At 50.2% G+C, this 20,672-nt stretch carries 11 protein-coding genes; 5 read left to right on the top strand and 6 right to left on the bottom strand.

The genetic code is table 11. From position 1 onward, the window contains the following. Window positions 1–39: 39 nt before the first annotated feature. Window positions 40–1,806: a hypothetical protein gene (locus tag IPL32_05330; protein ID MBK8465234.1), complete on the top strand. Its 1,767-nt coding sequence runs from the start codon at window positions 40–42 to the stop codon at window positions 1,804–1,806. A gap of 4 nt (window positions 1,807–1,810) precedes the next feature. On the opposite strand, the gene IPL32_05325 is transcribed toward IPL32_05330, so the two are convergent. The 4 genes from IPL32_05325 to IPL32_05310 all read right to left on the bottom strand — a co-directional run bounded on the left by IPL32_05325 (window position 1,811) and on the right by IPL32_05310 (window position 6,845). Further along, entirely contained in the window at window positions 1,811–2,893 is a 1,083-nt protein-coding gene (locus IPL32_05325) for a Gfo/Idh/MocA family oxidoreductase (GenBank protein ID MBK8465233.1), read from the bottom strand. 63 nt (window positions 2,894–2,956) lie between these two features. After that, entirely contained in the window at window positions 2,957–3,418 is a 462-nt protein-coding gene (locus IPL32_05320) for a PilZ domain-containing protein (protein MBK8465232.1), read from the bottom strand. Window positions 3,419–3,493: 75 nt separating this feature from the next. Next, window positions 3,494–4,378 (bottom strand): hypothetical protein, encoded by an 885-nt coding sequence (locus IPL32_05315; protein MBK8465231.1) that lies wholly within the window; start codon window positions 4,376–4,378, stop codon window positions 3,494–3,496. Window positions 4,379–4,511: 133 nt separating this feature from the next. Next, complete coding sequence (locus IPL32_05310) at window positions 4,512–6,845, bottom strand: oligopeptide transporter, OPT family (protein ID MBK8465230.1); 2,334 nt, start codon at window positions 6,843–6,845, stop codon at window positions 4,512–4,514. A 210-nt stretch (window positions 6,846–7,055) separates the two neighbouring features. On the opposite strand from IPL32_05310, the gene IPL32_05305 reads away from it, so the two are divergent. Then, window positions 7,056–8,339: an insulinase family protein gene (locus IPL32_05305; protein MBK8465229.1), complete on the top strand. Its 1,284-nt coding sequence runs from the start codon at window positions 7,056–7,058 to the stop codon at window positions 8,337–8,339. 2 nt (window positions 8,340–8,341) lie between these two features. After that, window positions 8,342–8,587: a MotA/TolQ/ExbB proton channel family protein gene (locus IPL32_05300; protein ID MBK8465228.1), complete on the top strand. Its 246-nt coding sequence runs from the start codon at window positions 8,342–8,344 to the stop codon at window positions 8,585–8,587. 2 nt (window positions 8,588–8,589) lie between these two features. Here IPL32_05300 and queC read toward each other — a convergent pair whose 3' ends face one another. Together queC and IPL32_05290 are read right to left on the bottom strand one after the other, a co-directional pair. Continuing rightward, window positions 8,590–9,267 carry a 7-cyano-7-deazaguanine synthase QueC gene (queC, locus tag IPL32_05295; protein MBK8465227.1) on the bottom strand — a complete coding sequence of 226 codons (678 nt, stop codon included), beginning with the start codon at window positions 9,265–9,267 and terminating at the stop codon, window positions 8,590–8,592. Continuing rightward, window positions 9,251–9,898 carry a radical SAM protein gene (locus tag IPL32_05290; GenBank protein MBK8465226.1) on the bottom strand — a complete coding sequence of 216 codons (648 nt, stop codon included), beginning with the start codon at window positions 9,896–9,898 and terminating at the stop codon, window positions 9,251–9,253. Before IPL32_05290 ends, queC begins: the two co-directional genes overlap by 17 nt. Window positions 9,899–9,904: 6 nt before the next feature. Between IPL32_05290 and IPL32_05285 the strand changes: the two genes are divergently transcribed. Next, on the top strand, window positions 9,905–10,243 hold the full coding sequence (locus IPL32_05285; GenBank protein MBK8465225.1) for a hypothetical protein: 339 nt from the start codon (window positions 9,905–9,907) through the stop codon (window positions 10,241–10,243). 489 nt (window positions 10,244–10,732) lie between these two features. Beyond that, window positions 10,733–20,647 (top strand): proprotein convertase P-domain-containing protein, encoded by a 9,915-nt coding sequence (locus tag IPL32_05280; GenBank protein ID MBK8465224.1) that lies wholly within the window; start codon window positions 10,733–10,735, stop codon window positions 20,645–20,647. The last annotated feature ends 25 nt before the right edge of the window (window positions 20,648–20,672 follow it).

Here is a 20,672-nt window from a genome sequence, read left to right as displayed (position 1 = left end):
GTCCAGACACTTCCGACGCGGACTTACGGATTTTGTATTATGAGCCGGTCAAAGAACCTTATAAAAACCACCTCAGAACGTATCGGGCAAAACAACTCCGCTCTTACATTCATTCTTCGGCGGGCAAGAATCACATTGGTGAGTATATTTTTGATGGTGTGTCTCATCATTGGGGCAGACCACTACAAGGCTACCGCAGGTTTGATGACATCAAAAGAAGTAATTATTGCCGATAATAGAAGGTTGGCCAGCCGTCCGTTTGAGGGAGGCGACTCATGCGGCGCAGCAACTGCTATAGGAGCGTTTCCCTACAATGATACCGGAACAACGCTGGGAATGACGGACGACTATGACCTCCCGGTTTCAATCGTAGCTCCGACTGTAACCGGATGTCCGACTTGTATCGCTACCGGCGGCGGCCCGGTCGAAGCGGCCCCGCGCGGGGGCGTTTTTCTCGGTACGGGCACGGGGCCTGATGTGGCATACAGCATCACGTTTACAAGTTCGAATAACAGCATTGACGTAACTTTGACGCCTACCGGCTCTGAAGATCTGGCTTTGATCGTGTATACGGATGTATGCAGCAATTCATTGGCTGATGCGATTGTTGTGGACGATGATAACGCCGAGGGCGAAGCCGAGCATGTTGTTATTTCCAACATGCCTGCCGGAACATATAATATTGTGGTTGATGCCTACTCGACTGGAGGAACGCCTCCGGGCCCGAGCGGACCTTATTCAATCGCGATCACAGGCACGGGAACGATTGCCGGCGGAGCGACGCCGACTAATACTCCAACGTCAACACCAACTAACACACCAACCTCAACGCCGACGCCTTCCGGCACTCCGGAAATATATGGAACGATAACCTACGGCAATGCAGCCGTTCCGCCGAAGTACATTTCAAATGTCACGGTCACCGGAACGGGTTCGCCCAACGTTAGCACTACGACCGCTGCTCCGGGAGCCACGGCTGGCCAGTACGTATTGAGCGGTTTTGGTGCTGGTTCATACACCGTTTCACTGTCTAAAACAACCGGACAAAACGGCATTACATCGAATGACGCCGCGCGGATAGCTCAGCACGTTTCCGGTACTCTAATTTTGGCGACGAATAATCATAAAGTATCGGCTGATGTCAGCAATAATGGCGCTATTTCGTCATTTGATGCGTCGCTGATAGCTAACTTTGCTGTCGCCGCTTCGCCATCAGGCATTGCTGGAACCTGGAGATTCTTCGTCCCGCCCGGGCCGACATTTCCAGTTGCTTCTTCGCCAACGAGCCGTACATATCCGTCAGTGTCTGGAACCATCACCGGAGAAGACTATGTCGGCCTATTAATGGGCGAAGTTACGGGTAATTGGGTGCCAAGCGCTGCAAGGCCGGTCAATATAGGTCCTGAGAATAGCGCATCCGTAGAACTGCCGAATTTGGCAACCGTGCGTGAAAAGGAAGTGGTCATTCCAGTGAAAGTACAGGGCATTGCAAATAAGAATGTTATTTCTTATGAGTTTGATCTCAGATACGACCCAACCGTGATACAGCCGCAGGCCGATCCTGTAGATCTAGCGGGAACAGTCAGCCGCGGTCTCACTTCGGTAGTTAACGCTCGGGAGCCTGGACTTTTGCGAGTTGCGATCTACGGCCCGATGCCGATTGACGAAAACGGATTGCTTTTAAATCTTAGGTTCGTTGCGGTTGGAACGCCTGATTCAGCATCTCCGCTCACTTGGGAAAGATGGGTGTTCAACGAAGGAGAGATTCCGACCTCACTGACAAACGGCAAAGTCGAGTTGGATTAGCTGTTCAGATCGCGACAGCACATTTTGTGGCGTCTGATTCTCTGGCAGCATCAAGCACACGCTGAATTTGAACGCCGTCATCGAACGTCGCAGCATTTTCTATAAAATTCTTACCCTTACTTATTGCATCCACTATCTTCGGGGCAAAGGCCGTAAATCCGCGTGCAAAGCCTGTATCGGGCACACCTTTGATCGATTCGCCGAGTTCGACTTCGATCTCATTCCAGTCATCTTCACCGGTCTTGGCGACAAAAAGTTCGCCGCGGTGATCGATCCTCATGACACCATCCGTGCCGAATATTTCCATGCGATTCTGATATTTAGGACCCGCAGTCATTGAAACAGAGACCATTCCTGTCGCATCCTCAGTCAGTTCGCTGTCAGCAAAACGCAGCAGCATATTCGCTTCGTCGTCTGATGTAACTTGCCTAAGAGTTCCGGACTGATCTCGCCGTTCTTTAATGACCGTGTGCAATTGGCAGAACACACTTGAAATGCTTGTTCCAAGAAGCCAGTGAAATGAATCAACTATGTGAGAATTTATCGCTCCCAAAGCTCCGCCGCCCTGCTCTTTGTCCGACCACCAGTTCCATTGCCTGTTCGGATCGCCGCGATGCGGAGCTTGGAAATTATATTTTGCGTGACGGACCTTTCCGATCTCACCAAGCCGCAGCATCGCAAAAGCGGTCTGCCTTCCATGTTGAAAACGCAGCTCGTGATCGATGAGAGACAGTACATTTACTAAATCAGCCGCCTTAGCCATCTCAACCGCTTCGGCGATGTTCATCGACATCGGTTTTTCACACAAGATGTGCTTTTCATGTTCGAGAGCCAGAAGGACCATCTCGCGGTGAAGGTAAGGCGGTGTTGTGATACAGACAAGATCCAACTCGTCGTGACGAATGGTCTCTTTCCAATCATCGGTATAATGTTCAACGCCAAACTCGTCGGCTGTCGAACGTGCGTTTTCGATGCTGCCGCTTGCCACCGAAACTATCCTTGCATTTTCGCAGGACAAAAAAGCCGGAATCTGAACACTTCTGGCGAAACCGGTTCCAATAATCCCAATACCAACCATGTTTTTCATAATAAAAAAAGCGTAAGGATTTATCCTTACACTTATTCAGCTACTGCACAATGATTCTACTACTCAATTGCCAAGCTCCATACTTGCCGCGCCACGTGCGGGCCGATTGCCGTTTTGTAGGAATGTTTCGTAGTTTTCTTTGTCGACGCCCGTGAGATTCAGTATTTGAGCTCCTACGAAAAAACGCTCCGCTGACAAGTGGACACCTACTTTTTCGTAACGGCATCCGACTGCCCGCATAAAAATTTTCCCGGTGGGAAGTTCAATCTCAATATTGAGGTTGCGTTGCTGGCCGACCAGATATTTCTCTTTGATACGAATCGATGGAACTATGAATCCGATGCCGGTTCGACTTATATCAGCGATCTCACCACAAATGCAGGCCGAAAGAGCTTCATCTCGCGCTTGATCCGTATTCACTTCCGGCTCGAACCAAACCTTCATCGGAGCCTTATGACGACGCCGAGACGAGACCATGCGTTCGGACAGCGAGCGGTTGAATCTGGTTATTAGTTCACGTATCATACCGAAACCAATAAGGAACTACACACAATATATAGTACTCTATTACACAAATATCAATAGATTTTGTACATATTTTTACTTAGTCATCGGCTTGCCGCCGGTGTCTTTGCTCTTAACATGGGAAACATTTTTTGCATCGAGCTGCAAAAGATATGATATTTTTCCGCTCTTACCGTATTCGGCGGGAGTTGCGGTTGCGGTGTATTTTCTCTTGTCAGCGGCCAGATTGATCGTGTAATTATAGCCAGTGGACGCGCTTGTTTTTATGTCCTCAGGCAGCAAGCCGGAGCTGACCAAGGTGTCCATATCGGCAAAAACGCCGCCGTTCTGGAGACCGTGCACAAGCTCAGCTTTGGAAATGCGCTCAAGCATCTTCTTAGCTTCTTCCTCATGCGTTTTTATCCGAAGGCTGTAAAAATAATTCTTACCTTCCTTTTTAATGTCGCCTTCTGAAGCCTCGTCAACGATCAGGATTACCCAAACTTCGCCCTCTTTCCGCAGCCTCATCGTCTGTGTCTCAATCTTTCCGTCTTCTTCATTCGGAAGATCGAATGTGACCGTTGCCTGATCGCCGGTGACTATCTCGCCATTAATCTTTACCTCTGCCGGAATCTGGCCGGCTATCGCTTCAAAATCTAGTGAAAAGTCTTTTAGTTCGATGTCGTTAAGGCTAGCTATCGCGGGCTTTAAATTCGTCAAAAAGATCGCTTCGCGGAATTTTTGTTCGCGAAGGTGTTTGTAAAACACACGAACAGTGTCCGCCGGCCCATTAGGATCGATCGGAATAGTGGCTCCCTGAGGATTTGCGGATGTGGAATTTACAGAATCTGACTTGCTAGCAACTGTTTTGGAATCAACATTTGCCGAGATCTTTGGCTCGGCTACAGAACAGCCGGCGATACAACTGGAGAGGAGCAGTAACCCGCAAAGGCTCCGGCGCGAAGAACTAAAAGGATTCAAAATTCTCATTCGTAAAGATCTGTTGGAAAACGTCAAAAGGTGGAAAACCTTATAAGTAACCAAAAAGCGACACGTCTTAACTTCATAATAACGTGTCGCATCAAAAATGTAAAACAATATTTTGCGCTTCGGACTAAGCCGTCTTCTTACCCGCCAACCACCATTCGCGGCCGACCGTATAGAGCACAACCATCAATACGACAAAAGGCAGAATACCGAGAATGTCCGAGTAATCTCCGGTAAAGAAAGGATTGCTGCCTTTCGACCAGTGTTCAGCCGCATCCTGAATTCCTTTAAGCGTCGGCTGAACTGCAAAAAGAGCAATAAGGATACCTGCTATCGCTCCACCGGCGATGTAGCCTGATGCCATCAGAACGCCGCTCGATTTGTCGGTTTCGGCAATGATCTGTTCCTCTGTCAGATTTTCGGCCGCCAGTTTGCGTTTCAGATATATATCGACTAGATATCTGACGATGCCGCCGAAAAAGATCGGTGCCGATGTCGAGAGTGGTAGATATATCCCAACCGCGAATGCCAGCGACGGCACCCCCGCAAGTTCAAGAACAATGGCGATCATTGCGCCGAGAATCACGAGTCCCCACGGCAAATTCTGACCAAGTACGCCTTTGATGATATAGCTCATCAGCGTCGCTTTAGGTGCGTCATATCGCGTTAGATCGTTGCCGTCTTCGTCTTTTTTGAGAATACCGTTGATGCCGGGATCGACGAAATATACAGGCTTTCCAGATTGATCGATCAGATACTTGCCGACCTGGCCGTCTTTTGGCTCAGTGTTCTGCCAAACACGATAGGTAGTTGTATCCGTATCTTTGTATTTGCCGTTGCTGACCTTCTCGATTTGTGGCTGGCCGCCCTGTTTGAAGAGTTTATCCTCAGTGATCGTTTTTGAGAAAACAGGATTTGCCGCGTCTATTTTTTGGAAGTATGTCTCATTGTTGTTGAGCATAATGAGCAGCGAACCGAGGACCAAGGCAGATGCGAGAGCACCTACAAGGATCGCGATCTGCTGGCGCCACGGAGTTCCGCCAACCCAGAAACCTGTTTTCAGATCCTGTGAGGTCGTGCCGCCATTTGATGCCGCGATACATACGATGCCGCCGATCGACAACGCCGTTACAAAGTAAGGGTCAGCCGCCGTCCATCCCAATCCAAGAAAAACCAGACAGGTAATTAGCAGGGTCGCGACCGTCATTCCCGAAATCGGATTTGAGGACGAACCGACCTCACCCGTCAGCCGTGACGAAACAGTCACAAATAAAAATCCGAGGACAATAATAAGGATCGCGCCGAATAGCGACACAAACGGGCTGACAAAAACACTCAGCCCCAGTTGAGGGAACAGCATTATTGCGGCGATCAAAACTATCACACCGATAATGACCCATTTCATCGAGAGGTCCTGATCGGTTCGAGGCAGATTAGCGTTCGATTCCGCCGATCCTCCGCGAAGATCTGCAAGGCCGCCTTTCAGCCCGCTCCATATCGTCGGCAGACTGCGAGCAAGTGAGATCATACCTGCCATCGCAACCGCACCGGCTCCGATATAAAGAATATAGGCGCCGCGAACCTGTCCGGGCGACATCTCGCTAATAGTTTTGCTTATTTCTGGTGCGACCGGGCTTGTCACTGCGTCGCCAAAAAACTTGATGATCGGTATAAGGACGAGGTAAGACAATACACCGCCGCCCATCATCAAACCGGCGATCTTGGGGCCTATGATGTAGCCGACTCCGAGCAGTGTCGGGTCATTGTCAGAACCGATAGAGCCACCTTTAAACCCTTTTTCAGAAAAATCATAACCCGGCGATTCTTTCCAGAAAAAGAGTACCTTCATCAATGCATTGAATAGAAACCCTATCGCAAAACCTATCGAGATGATCTTGCCTCCGCGAAGAGCAGCGCCGTCGTCACCATGAGTGTCCCCTTCGTGCGACGCTTCACGAGACTCTTTAGATGCACCGGCCTTAAGGACCTCGGCGCAAGCCGTACCTTCCGGATATTTGAGAAAGCCGTGCTGTTCTTTTATAAGCGCCCGACGGAGCGGGATCATCATCAAAATTCCCAGTAAACCGCCCAGAATCGCGACCAGCATCACTCTTGTGATATCTAGATCAAAGCCGAGGATCATAATCGCCGGCATGGTCACGCCGATACCAAAAGCAATCGATTCGCCCGCCGAGCCGGCCGTCTGCATCACATTAGCTTCGAGGATCGTTGCGTCTCGCATTCCGATCTTTGAAAGAAGCCGAAACAACGTGATCGCGATAACGGCCACCGGAATCGAAGCCGAGACCGTCAATCCGGTCTTGAGCACGAGATAAAGAGACGAAGCTCCAAAGACAATGCCCAGCAGCGTGCCTACAATCAATGGAACCGGTGTGAGTTCGCGCAGAGTGGTTACATCAGGTATATAAGGCCGGAAATTCTCGAGAAAAGGATTTTTCATGCAGTTCGATCTCCTTTGCGTTGTTTACATTGCCTGCTTTTGAGGTCGCAGGCTTCGATTTTGGGGAAAGGTCTTGACTTGCGTTAATTTACATCGCATTTGCCAAACAAGCAAGTCATATTCACCACAAAGGCACAAAGTTCACAAAGGTTTTGCTTGAGTTTTAAGGTGCCTTTGTGATTTCAAATGTGGTAGATTCTAAATTTCGTAATGACAGAAGATATAAAAGAAACGCGGCTCGAAAACGGCTTGGTTATTCTCACAGATCGCATGGCGGGCGTTCGCTCAGCAACGTTGGGGTTCTTTTTTCGCGTGGGATCGAGGCATGAGCCTGATCATTTGAACGGCATCTCGCATTTTATTGAACACACAGTATTTAAAGGCACTGAGAAACGCACGGCTCTCGACATCGCGATTGAGCAAGACCGCCTTGGCGGTAATCTCGATGCTTTTACGACGCATGAGGAAACTGGCTTTGCCATCAAGGTGATCGACGACCAACTACCGAATGCGTTCGATTTAATTTCCGACATGCTCATCAATCCACGCTTTAACGAGGTCGATCTCGAAAGCGAACAGCGCGTGATCATCGAAGAGATGAAAATGATCGAAGACTCGCCGGAGGATTACCTCGGCGAGATCTTTAGCGAAGCATTTTTTTCGGGTCATCCGTTAGGAATGAACATTGCCGGAACGCCAAAGACTGTTCGAAGTTTTGATCACGAAGTCACGCGAAGGTATCACGAGGAAGTTTTTAACTTCTCAAACCTCGTCATCGTTGCCGCAGGTAACGTCGAGCATCAACAGATAGTCGATCTGGTTTTGAATACCAATTTTAATCGCCCTAAAACAGAAGGAAGCCTGCTAAAGCAGGGACTCAAGACGCATAAGCCGGTTTTGGCAGCGCCGTTGTTGATCAAACAAAATCCGAATCTGGAGCAGGCTCACTTAATTATCGCAACGCCTTTTGTGTCCGAGACCGACGAGCGCCGTTACGCCGCTGATCTGCTTGAAAGCATAATCGGCGGCGGCACTTCGAGCCGTTTATGGCAGAAAGTGCGCGAGGAGCGCGGCTTGGCATATAGTGTCGGTGCTTCGGCGATCATGTACCAGGATTGCGGGATGTTCTCGATCTTCGCCGGAACTTCGCCGGACCAAGTTAAGGAAGTCGTCGATATTTCAATTGCCGAAATGAGGGACATGGTAAACAATGGAATTACGGCTGAAGAACTCGAACTTGCCAAGCAGCAGACCGTTTCATCGATCCTGCTGAGCCTTGAAGATTCCGCATCGCGTGCAGCATCACTCGCACAATGCGAAATTACTCACGGACGCCAGATCTCGGTTGAAGAATCTATCGAAAATGTTAAGGCTGTCGAGGCAAATGATATTAAGGCTCTAGCTCGAGAATATTTCCGCTCTGAAAAACTGGCGTTTGCGGCATTGGGTGACTTGAAAGACTTGGAGATAGAGAGGTCAAGACTTACGATCTAAAGATGAACTATCGAAAGTTGCTTTATAGTGGAGTTATCATTTTCCTTCTTAGCATTTTGCTAGGGATTATTGGGACTCTGTGGAATATTTATGGTAGTTTCGATGCCTTGGAGAAAACTGAATCCGCAGGGATTGGGGCAGTCGGTGATGGAATTGCGCGTGCCTTGATCTTCACTATTGTTAGCCTGGCAGGTTGCGCGGTTGGATTTGGAATGATGATATATGCAGGCGTGAAGCTCAGAAAGTAATTTTACTTCTCGTATGTGATAGGGTCTGCGACGCAGGCTTTCTCAAACCCCCTCAACCGCAACGCACACGAATCACACGTTCCACATGCCAGATCTTCGCGGCGATAACATGACCAAGTCAGTTGCAGCGGGGCATCGATCTCTATTCCTTTTTTAACTATTTCTGCTTTAGACAATTGAATGATCGGAGTACGGACCTCGATATGCGTGTCAGGTTTTGTTCCGGTGTTTATTGTCTTTTGAAACGCCGCATAAAATTCGGGACGGCAATCTGGATATCCGCTTGAGTCCTCTGCAACCGCTCCGATATAAATGCTGTTTGCTCCTATAACCTCAGCCCAACTTACCGCTATCGACAACATATTCGCATTGCGAAACGGCACATAGCTGGTTGGCACTTCGTTGGATTCTAGGTCGGCTTCGGTAACATTGATATTCTCGTCCGTCAGCGACGAGCCGCCGATCTTGGCAAGATGCTCGATAGAAATATCAAGCCGCGTTTCGACGCCGTAATGGTCTGCAATCTCGTTAAAAGCCTTTCGCTCGCGGTTTTCGGTTAGCTGGCCGTATGAAATGTGCAGAAACGCGAGGTCATCATTTTCAGTGCGCGCAATTGCCGCAGTGACGCACGAGTCCATTCCACCGGAAACTAGAATTATTGCTTTAGACACCTCGTGCATCCGCTCCCCAAATGTACTTGTGTAATTGCAGATTCAGCCGCACCTTAATGCCGCTTTTTGAAACAGCTTCCGCAATTTCTGATAAATTTTTGATTCCGTGAACCGGTGAGATCAATATCTCTTTTGCCTGGTTTTCGAGATCGTATTTTACGATAGTTTTCTTTGTAAATTCCCAATCGGGTATATCGGCGATGACAAATTTCACTTCGTCTTTATCGGCTCGGAGGCGTTCGAGATTTGGCCAATGGTTGCGTTCGGCTTCCTCTGAAGCGGGGCATTTTATGTCGAGGATGAGCTTTGCACGAGGATCGACTGTTTCGGTTGAAACATAACCGCCGGTTTCGATTAGAACCTCGTAGCCGCGATCACAAAGTTCTGTGATAAAAGGAAATACGTTCTTTTGAGCAAGCGGCTCGCCGCCGGTGACCTCAACCAAGTTGCAGCCAAATTCTTCGAGTTTCTCAAAAATATCGTTAAAACTTATGTGTTCGCCGCCGGTGAAGGTATATTCGCTGTCGCACCAGACACACCGCATCGGGCAGCCCGTCAGACGCACAAAAGAACACGGCCGGCCGGCATGAGACGACTCGCCTTGAATTGAAAGAAATATTTCGGTTATTCTCAGGTCCATTAAAAAATGAAAAGACAGATTAACACAAATGAACTGACAGTCTTTCATTTACGATTTTTCGATAGTCTGAAAAAGCCATCGGACAACCCCCAAAAAGCCATCGGAGACACCCAAAAAGCCATTTCACTACCCCCAAAAAGCCGTCAAAAAACTGGGCAGCTTTGCTTAGCTGATATGCTCCTTCATCATTTTGCGGACATCGATTCATCAGGCAATTTGATAGTGCCGTTCATCACTACATACATGTCTCAAGATTTTTATGACCTCAGCGGGAAAAAGATCTCCCTCGAAGCCGCAAATCGCAGCGTTGAATACTACTTATTTTTCAGGGAGAATCCTACTTAACAAGGAGCTGGTCATTAGTGTTATTTGTATGGCACTTTTGTTGGTCAATCTGGACGCTGTTATATGCAACATTCCGTTAATTAAAATTAGCGTCCGCCCTGATGTGCTTGGCCTTTTGGCGATATACAATCATCTTACGCCCTCCAAATAACGTCAGCCTGCATGAACTACATATGTTCACCCGCGGGCTGGATATAGAGGAGTTTTGTAACGTGCAAGATTATTTATTTTAATTGTTGGGCGTTATGGCTGATTGTATTACAATGCTTGATTCGGGTTTTTCACGCAAGTGCTTTGTCGGCAGTAGCGCATTTATGAAAAAGGAAGATCATTCAGCTTTTTTTATTCTGTTATCTATTGGGAAAAGTTTGTTTCCCGAAAGAAGTATAGCGATATATAAAAAATAAGATCTATTTGGCGCTCACGTATAGCTTTGGTCGCCAAAATAAGCGGTTGGTTTAGGCCTGAACGCCAGCCAGGATTCCAATTATGTTTCACTCAAAATATTCGTCTCATCTCTCATTTGTCCGAAATGGTGCCGCTGCGGTTCTTCTCGGTTTTGTACTTGTATTATCTGCCAGTGCTTCGACGGGCGCAGGTTATTCGTTCCTTGATTCTGTAGCATCTTTCCTTGGCTTCGAACAGTCAGAGCAGAATAGCGCCTCGGCGGCTTTTACCAACGTGTCTGTAGAACCGGTGATGTTTTTTGCTCCTTGTACAAAAACAAGTACAGGTACCGGACCATGGACCACCTCGGGAACTTGGACACCTAGCGGAGTTCCTGGAGCGGGCGACGTAGTTTGTATTGCGAATGGTCACACGGTAACAATTGCAGCATCAACGACAATTGCCGAATTGCAAGTTGGCGGCGGTGCAAGCGGAATCTTGTCGCTTAGCAGCAATACGGATTTTGCACTTACAGTAACCGGCGATGTTTTGATAAACGCAGGAGGAACTCTGCGCGTACTGGATTTAACTGGTACAGATACTCACGCCATTAACGTTGGAGGAAATTACACAAATAACGGTACTTTCACGGCAACTAATGGATCGGATATCCTGAATGTGACCCTCAATGGTGGAACATCTCAAACGATGGGCGGTACTTCCACAACGACTTTTGAGAATTTGACCCTTACTCCCACTGCGACTGCAACAATCACCGCGAATACGAACATCAACATCAATGGAACGTTCACGGTCAACGCGAATGCTACCTTTAATCCGGCTGCTGCAGTCATTATTGGCGGGGCGACAAATGCGATCACCGGAACCGGCACGATTAGGGTTACTCGCGTTGCCGCAACCGCTGACTATAACACTCAATATCCGTTTTCAACGGACACCTTGACGGGAATGACAGTTGAATATTCTGGTTTAGGTGCTCAGACGGTTAATCCTTTCACCTACGGAGCTCTTCGCACCAGCGGAAGCGGTACAAAAACTATGGGAGGGGCAGTCGTTGTCAACGGTGTTTTGGACGTAGGTTCCGGAACAACGCTCGCGACGGCAAATTTTGGTCTTACATTGAATGGAAGTTTTTCAAATGGCGGCATCTTTACGGCAGGAAGTTCAGCAATAGCTATAGGCGGTACTGCGACGCAAAGCATCGATGGTTTTACTACCACGGGTCTTGTAACGATGAGCAAAACTGGCGGTATTGCTACTTTTCAAAGCAATGTAAACAGTAACGGCCTCACAATAAACGGAACGGGTGGAACTCTCAATTTAGGAGCCGGCCTTACTCATACGCTTACGGGAGTAGTAACACTTACGGCGGGGTCGTTGAACGGCGGATCTAGCACACTAAATGAAAACGCAACAAGCGCAACAGCTTGGAACGGTACGGGTTCACTTTTCACGGCAGGAACGGGAACGGTTAATTTTGGCGGAGCCTCTCAGACGATCGCTACCGCAACTACATTCAACAACCTGACCACCAGCGGCACAGGCACGAAAACTCTCAGTGCCAGCGTTGTTGTGAACGGTACGATGAATATCGGAGCTACTGCCCCGCTTTCAATTGGAACCACCACGTTGACACTCAACGGAGCGATAACCTGCGGCGGCACTATCACGAGTGGTGGAGCGGGAACCGTGATCTACGGAGCATCAGCGAACCAGAGTGTTTGTTCAGGCACATATGGAAACCTGACGTTGCAGGGCAGCGGAATAAAATCCTTGGGAGCTCTTACAGGGGCGGCTGGAAACCTGACATTAGCCGGAACAGCGTCGGCAATAACAGGCGCAAATTTTGCAGTTGGCGGCAATTTGAATGTTGGAAGCGGTTCGAGTCTGACGGTTGGCGCTAACTTTACGTTTGGCGTGACCGGAACAACAGCGGTAACAGGAACACTAACACTAGCTGGCACAGGAACTAAGACATTTACAGGAGATACAACATTAAACGCCGGCAGCGTGTGGAATGAAACGGGTCTGGCCTCGATCAACCACGGCGGCAGCTTAACGAATAATGCCGCAACATTTACTGCCAACTCCGGTACGCATACATTCAGCGGCACAACCGAGGTGTTTAGCGGTTCAACCGCTACTTCGATCCCGAACGTAACAGTCACCGGAACTTATACCAACAGCGGAACGCTTACAGTTGGAACTGCTTTGTCAGGAGCGGGCTCTTTAACAAACGGAGCAACCGGCACATTGAATTTAGGCGGTTCGGCCGGAATCACAACACTTACCGCAACAGCCGTAGGCAACACGGTCAACTACACTGGAACCGGCCAAACACTCAAAGTGGTCCCATATCATCACCTAACGCTTAGCGGCGGTGCTAAAACATTTGGTGCCATCACAACTGTCGCAGGCAATCTGACGGTGAGCGGAACAGCGACCGCAACAACTGCAGCTAACCTGGCCGTTGGAGGCAGCCTGAATATCGGAAGTGGAACAACCTTTTCGGTAGGGCCGAATTTTACCCTTGGCGTCACCGGCACAACCATTGTGAGCGGCATTTTTAATCTTGGTGGAACAGGAACTAAAACTTTTACCGGCGACGTCACTCTTAACGAAGGTTCTGTATGGAATGAAACAGGGATCGCGTCGATCAACTTTGCTGGAAGTCTCATTAATAACGCCGAAACATTTACTGCCAATACAGGGACACACACATTCAGCGGAGCAACAAAAACACTAAGCGGCGGAAAGCTGATCTCAATTCCGACGGCAACTTTCACCGGGGCGTACACTAACAACGGAACATTTACTTCCACCGCAACACTTACGGTTACGGGTGTGACTCTGACCAATGCCGGAACCATGACTGCGAGCGGCACTTTGGCCGGGACAGGTGGAGTTACGAACAATGCAACGCGCACATTGAACCTCGGCGGAGCATGTTCTATTACGACACTGACAAATGCCGGAACTATTGCACGAACAGGCAGTGGAAACACGACGACAGCACTCGCGAGTTTCACAAACACCGGAACTATCAATCTGAACGGTTCGGGAACAATAGCCGGCATCACAAATAATGCCGCCGGCGTTGTAAATCTTAATAGTTCTGGAACGATCACATCGTTCAACAATGCCACCGCAACCAGTACAATAAATATAGTCCCCGCGACGGTTCCGATAACAACTCTTACCACAACAACCGCGGGGAACACAGTCAACTACACAGGCGGAGCACAAACCGTTAAAGTCCAGGCGTACAGCAACCTTGGTTTCTCAGGAACGGGAGTAAAATCAATAACAGCGGCGAACCCTGTGTCGGTAGCTCGTAATCTCGATATTGGTAACAGCGTTGCCAAGGCAAATATCGGTGCTGGCCTTTCTGTAAATGTTAACTCACTTTCTCTGGCCGGTGCTGCTCAGGTTTCAGGCACGTGGGGATCGAATGCCAGCGCTGCGACCAATAAGACAGACACATATTTCAGCAGCACAACAGGAATACTCAATGTAGCAAGTTCACTGGCGACAGCAGCAGGCACCGCGACAGCTACGACCGCCAGCAATACTTCGATAAACGTATCGATGCCCTACACTCTGGATTCAAATGCTAACAACACTTACACAGTTGATTACTGTTTGACATCTTCAAACTGTCCGACAAATGGCGGCTGGACCAATCACGTCACAGCAGCGGCACACGTCGCATCACCCTACACAACAACGATAACCGGACTTTCAAATGGAACGAGTTATGACGTAAGAGTGACGTATAACGATGCTGACGGTGTAACCGGAACAAATCCACAGACGATCACCGGAGTTATAACCCGAACCCGTTTGTATTTGCAGAATGTTGCTTCAGGAGTTACCACTACTAATCAAGGAACCTGGGGCGTAACGGCAGGAGCACCAACATTTGTTCTGTCACGAACAAAGTCAGGAGCAATATCCAGTCGAGGCGTACAGCCTGGCTCCACTTTGACAACGAATGTTCTGGTTTACAAACTCGTTGGCGAACCGCTCGCGGCTCAAACCATCGCAGCAGCATCAACTCTCGACTGGGTGATCGGTGCTCAAGAAAATAACTCCGATGCTGATATGGCATACCGCATCCATGCGTATGTGGTAAGTAATGACGGGACAACAGTAAGAGGTACCCTACTTGGAAATAACAACGATGGTGACGAGTGGACGACAACAGCGGCGGGAAGGGCTCCTTCGGCGGCGAAGTCATTGTCGGCAGTTACGGCGCAGACCGGAGACCGAATAGTGATCGAGATCGGCTACGTGGCAACCACACCTGGAGCCACAAACCGTGTTGGTACCCTTTGGTATGGCGGCACCGGCGCTACTGATCTGACGGACGGAAGTACGGCCCACACTACCAATCCCGGCTGGTTCGAATTTAGTCAGGGCATCGCGTTTCAGCCTCCGGGCCCGACGCCGACGGCAACCGCAACATCGACCGCGACAAATACTGCGACTGCTACCGCAACCGCGACCCCGACATGCGGGAACACGTTCAGCTACACGGGACCTGCAGTTGCAATAGCTGATAACGTCGCCGCCGGAACTAATTTCATTATTCCTGTGAGCGGAATTGGGAACATTACTGATCTTAATTTCCGCTTTGACGGCACACAGGTTGCGGATCCTGCATCAACTACTCCGGGCATTAACCATTCATGGGTTGGTGACCTGATCGTAAAGGTTACCTCGCCCGGCGGAACCACCGTAACGATCCTTGATAGGCCCGGCTCTCCGGCGACTACAAACGGCTGCAACAGCAATAATCTTGCTCAGCTCTTGTTGGATGACGACGGTGGATTCCCTGCGGTTGAAAGTCAGTGTGCGGCGGACGCCACAGCGTTCCCGACCGGAACCTTTTCACCGAATAATGCTTTGAGCGCTTTTGACGGACAAAATCCTAACGGGAACTGGACGATCAATATCAGTGACAATGCCGCGGTTGACACCGGCTCTGCGCGTGCATTTTCGTTGGTCATAGACAGCGCGTGCTCTACACCGACCGCTACGCCCACAAACACAAATACCAACACGCCGACGAATACACCTACAAATACTGGAACAGCGACAGCAACGTCAACTGCGACATCAACTGCGACCGCAACAGCAACGGCAACGCCGACAGCATCTCCCGGCTGCACTCCTCAAGACGTTACTACGACCTTTGCCGGCGGTAATGAGCAAAGCGGAAATATGTTTGATATTACCGCGATCAATACGATAAGCATTTCGTCATTTGAAGAGAATCTCCTTCATAGTGGAAACATCGAAATATACTACAAGCCCGGCACACATGTCGGTTTTGAACAGACTCCGGGAGCGTGGACGCTTATTGGAACTGCCTTCGGAGTAGTGACGAATGGGCCAGGTGTCGCTACGGCGATACCATTACCTGTAAATGTCGTGATTCCGGCGGGACAAACTTACGCGTTTTATATTACATATAATGATCCATTGGATCAGTCGCGGCTGATCTATACAAACGGATCAGCGATAGGAAGTGTTTTTGCCAGCGATGCCAATATACAGGTCAGGGAAGGAACAGGAAAAGCATACCCGTTTCTGAACAGTTTTGCTCCGAGACAATTCAATGGGGTCGTTAACTATACAAGCGGTGTAGATTGCCCGATAGTTACACCGACAAATACTGCAACTCCAACAGCAACTGCAACATCGGCATTCACGCCGACAGCAACTGCGACGGAGACCTTTACTCCAACCGCCACAGCGACGGAAACATTTACTCCGACAGCTACTGTCACAGCAACACCGTCGGAATCGCCGACCTTTACCGCTACCAATACGCCCTCGGCGACGGCGACCAACACCTCCACTGCGACCGCTACCGCAACTGCATCAGCGACGTCTACACCGTCATGTCTCAGCGGCAACGTGACAACAACTTACACGGGCGACCGGGCGAACAATGGAAATATGTTCGACATCACGGCCATCAATTCCATAACGATCGACTCATTTGACGAGAATCTTCAAAACAATGAGCCGCTCGCTATTTATTATAAAGCTGGAACCCATGTCGGCTTCGAAAATGATCCGGGAGCATGGACTTTAGCAGGAACTTATACCGGCGTGGTATCGAACGGTTCTGGAAATCCGACTGCCGTACCGATTCCCGTAAATGTTACGATCCCGGCGGGCGAGACTTATGCGTTTTATATAACCTACACGACGGGCCAGGGGTCGATGGTATATTCGGCCGGAACGACCATTGGCGCCGTTTATGCAAGTGATGCGAATATTCAGGTCAAAGAAGGAACTGGCAAGACGTATCCCTTTGCCGACAGTTTTGCTCCGCGGGTATTTAACGGCACCGTTTATTACACTGCCCTTTGCCCAACACTAACTCCAACGGCCACAGCTACGGAAACATTCACTCCGACAGCAACTGCGACTGAAACGTTTACACCGACTGCGACAGCCACGGAGACGTTCACACCGACTGCAACCGCAACGGAAACGTTTACTCCAACAGCAACCGCAACGGAAACGTTTACTCCGACGGCCACAGCTACGGAAACATTCACTCCGACAGCAACCGCAACCGAAACGTTTACTCCGACTGCGACAGCTACGGAAACATTCACTCCGACTGCTACAGCCACGGAGACGTTTACTCCAACGGCGACAGCCACGGAGACGTTCACACCGACTGCAACCGCAACGGTAACGTTTACTCCAACGGCAACTGCGACGGAAACGTTTACACCGACTGCGACAGCCACGGAGACGTTCACACCGACTGCAACCGCAACGGAAACGTTTACTCCAACGGCAACTGCGACGGAAACGTTTACACCGACTGCGACAGCCACGGAGACGTTCACACCGACTGCAACCGCAACGGAGACGTTTACTCCGACGGCCACAGCTACGGAAACATTCACTCCGACGGCTACAGCGACTGCAACATTCACTCCGACCGCTACTGCAACCGAGACGTTCACTCCGACTGAGACAGCGACTCCAACTGTCACGCCGACGTGTGCGCCACCGCCGCCGAATATGATCGCGTGGTACAAAGGCGAAGGTAATTTTGCCGATAGTGCGCCTCCGACCTATGAGACCGGTTCAGCCAGCGGTACGGTCGGTTTTGCGTCAGGAATGGTCGATCAGGCGTTCAGCTTCAACGGAAGCGGTAGTTTTGTGACCGTACCCGCGGACTCTGGCTCGCTGAATATCACCGGTAACGCCGTCACGATAGACGGTTGGATCAATCCATCCGTTTCCTCTGAGGCAGTTTATTTTGGTAAGACGGTTAGCGGCGGTAACGATTACTTGCTGTATAACGGTTTTGGCGTTGGTGTGTTTGCCATCGTCAACACCACTGCCGGCGAAAATCAGCTCGCTGCGTTTGCCGACTATCCGGCGAACACTGCCTTCTACCAGCCGCCGACAAACCAGTGGACACATCTTGCACTTACGTATGACGGTTCGCTCGTCAAGATCTACGCGAACGGAGTCCAGGTCGGCCAAAGCTCACATAGCGGCAATATTGCCGGCGGAAGTGCTCCGTTCAACATCGGCGGTCGCGCCGACGGCCTTTCGTTCAACGGACGTGTCGACGAGGTTGAGGTATTTAACCGTGCGCTTCTAGAAACCGAGATCGACGACATTTACAACGCCGGACCAACGGGCAAGTGCTCGATCCCGACACCGACTGCAACGGAAACATTTACTCCAACGGCAACCGCAACCGCAACGGAGACGTTTACACCGACCGCAACCGCAACGGAAACGTTTACTCCAACGGCAACTGCGACGGAAACGTTTACTCCGACGGCCACAGCTACGGAAACATTCACTCCGACAGCAACCGCAACGGAGACATTTACACCAACGGCAACTGCGACTGAAACGTTTACTCCAACAGCGACGGCAACGGAGACGTTCACACCGACTGCAACTGCGACGGAAACGTTTACTCCGACTGCTACAGCGACTGAAACATTCACTCCGACTGCAACCGCAACGGAAACGTTTACTCCGACGGCCACAGCTACGGAAACATTCACTCCGACAGCAACCGCAACGGAGACATTTACTCCGACTGCTACAGCTACGGAGACGTTTACTCCAACCGCGACTGCCACTGAAACGTTTACTCCAACGGCCACAGCTACGGAAACCTTTACTCCAACGGCTACGGCTACAGAAACGTTCACTCCAACCGCAACCGCAACTGAGACTTTTACTCCGACTGCAACCGCTACGGAAACATTCACCCCGACAGCGACTGCAACGGAAACGTTTACTCCGACAGCTACCGCAACTGAGACTTTTACTCCGACTGCAACCGCAACGGAAACGTTTACTCCGACTGCAACTGCGACAGAAACGTTCACCCCAACAGCGACAGCCACGGAGACATTTACTCCAACGGCAACTGCTACCGAAACATTCACTCCGACAGCGACTGCAACGGAAACGTTTACTCCGACAGCTACCGCAACTGAGACATTTACTCCAACGGCGACGGCAACCGAGACATTTACTCCGACAGCTACCGCAACCGAGACATTCACTCCGACTGCAACTGCAACGGAAACTTTCACTCCGACTGCAACTGCGACGGAGACGTTTACTCCGACTGCTACGGCAACGGAAACGTTTACTCCAACGGCAACTGCGACTGAAACGTTTACTCCGACTGCTACGGCAACGGAAACGTTTACTCCAACGGCAACTGCGACGGAAACATTCACTCCGACTGCTACCGCGACTGACACGCCTACGGCTACGCCGACCATTCCGCCGTCGGTATCTGGCAGCGTGACATATGGCAACTCTATTGGTTCGCCCGCGACGCGTCCTGTTCCGAGTGTGTTGCTTAGCGGTAACGGATCGGTGTTTGTTTCTGACACCACCGCAGATCCTGGAACTTACTCGCTCACCGGCTTCGGATCAGGCTCTTACACAGTTACTCCATCCAAGACCGGCGGAGTTAACGGTTCGATAAGTTCATTCGACGCGGCACTTGTAGCCCAACATGCGTCATCGGTCATCGTCTTTAACCCGACACAGCTAATTGCGGCGGACGTCAGCGGTAACGGCGAGGTCTCGTCATTTGACGCGGCAATGGTTGCTAGTTACGCAGTCGCCGCACCGTTGGTACCATTGGGATCATCGGGAACCTGGAGGTTCACTCCGTTGAGCAGAACTTACGGGTCTGTTGAAGGTGAGACAACGAACGAAAACTACACCGCGCTGTTAATGGGCGAAGTTTCCGGGAACTGGACAGGTTCGTTTGGCGGACGTCCTGCGGGTAGCGGCGGGCCTGAAAGAAGCTCGGCAGTGGCTGCTCCGCATCTTGTCACGCCTGCTGATGGCGAGGTTCTTATACCTGTAAGCATTCAAGGAGCGGCGAACAAGGGCATCATCTCTTATGAGTTTGACCTGCGTTATGATCCTGCTGTGATACAGCCTCAGGCCGAACCGGTTGAGTTGACCGGAACTGTCAGCAATAGGCTCTCGGCTGTTTCCAATTCGTCTGAGCCGGGACTCTTGAGAGTCGCGGTATATGGAGCACTACCGATCAACAACAGCGGACTTCTGCTTAACCTCAAGTTCACTGCCGTCGGAGCACCTGGTTCCATTTCGCCGCTTACTTGGGAACGCTTTACATTTAATGAGGGCGATCCTGGAACAGCAGCAGTTGATGGACAAATTGAACTTTCCGCTGCAGCGCCAAATCAGGCAGAGATTACCGGAAGGCTGATCAGTTCGATGGGCCAAGGCGTTCCAAATGCCCGCGTTACATTGACGGATAGTGCTGGTCAATCTCGCGTCGTTCTTTCAAACGGCTTTGGCCTTTATCGCTTTGGCAACCTTCAGGTTGGCCAGACCTATACGATAAGCGTTCAATCGCGAAACTACTCATTTACGCCACTGACGATCAGCGTTACAAATCAGGCGGTAAATGCCGATGTGATCGCCGAACCGTAAAATGACTTTGATCAGGGCATAAAGG

Source organism: Chloracidobacterium sp. (assembly GCA_016711345.1).
Taxonomy (GTDB): domain Bacteria; phylum Acidobacteriota; class Blastocatellia; order Pyrinomonadales; family Pyrinomonadaceae; genus OLB17.
This window is presented reverse-complemented; position numbering and strand designations above follow the sequence as displayed.

Excerpts from the sequence above, each read along its gene's own strand:
- IPL32_05330 (MBK8465234.1), top strand. The coding sequence starts at position 40 with ATGAGCCGGTCAAAGAACCTTATAAAAACCACCTCAGAACGTATCGGG.
- IPL32_05325 (MBK8465233.1), bottom strand. The coding sequence starts at position 2,893 with ATGAAAAACATGGTTGGTATTGGGATTATTGGAACCGGTTTCGCCAGA.
- IPL32_05320 (MBK8465232.1), bottom strand. The coding sequence starts at position 3,418 with ATGATACGTGAACTAATAACCAGATTCAACCGCTCGCTGTCCGAACGC.
- IPL32_05310 (MBK8465230.1), bottom strand. The coding sequence starts at position 6,845 with ATGAAAAATCCTTTTCTCGAGAATTTCCGGCCTTATATACCTGATGTA.
- IPL32_05305 (MBK8465229.1), top strand. The coding sequence starts at position 7,056 with ATGACAGAAGATATAAAAGAAACGCGGCTCGAAAACGGCTTGGTTATT.
- IPL32_05300 (MBK8465228.1), top strand. The coding sequence starts at position 8,342 with ATGAACTATCGAAAGTTGCTTTATAGTGGAGTTATCATTTTCCTTCTT.
- queC (MBK8465227.1), bottom strand. The coding sequence starts at position 9,267 with ATGCACGAGGTGTCTAAAGCAATAATTCTAGTTTCCGGTGGAATGGAC.
- IPL32_05290 (MBK8465226.1), bottom strand. The coding sequence starts at position 9,898 with ATGGACCTGAGAATAACCGAAATATTTCTTTCAATTCAAGGCGAGTCG.
- IPL32_05285 (MBK8465225.1), top strand. The coding sequence starts at position 9,905 with ATGAAAAGACAGATTAACACAAATGAACTGACAGTCTTTCATTTACGA.
- IPL32_05280 (MBK8465224.1), top strand. The coding sequence starts at position 10,733 with ATGTTTCACTCAAAATATTCGTCTCATCTCTCATTTGTCCGAAATGGT.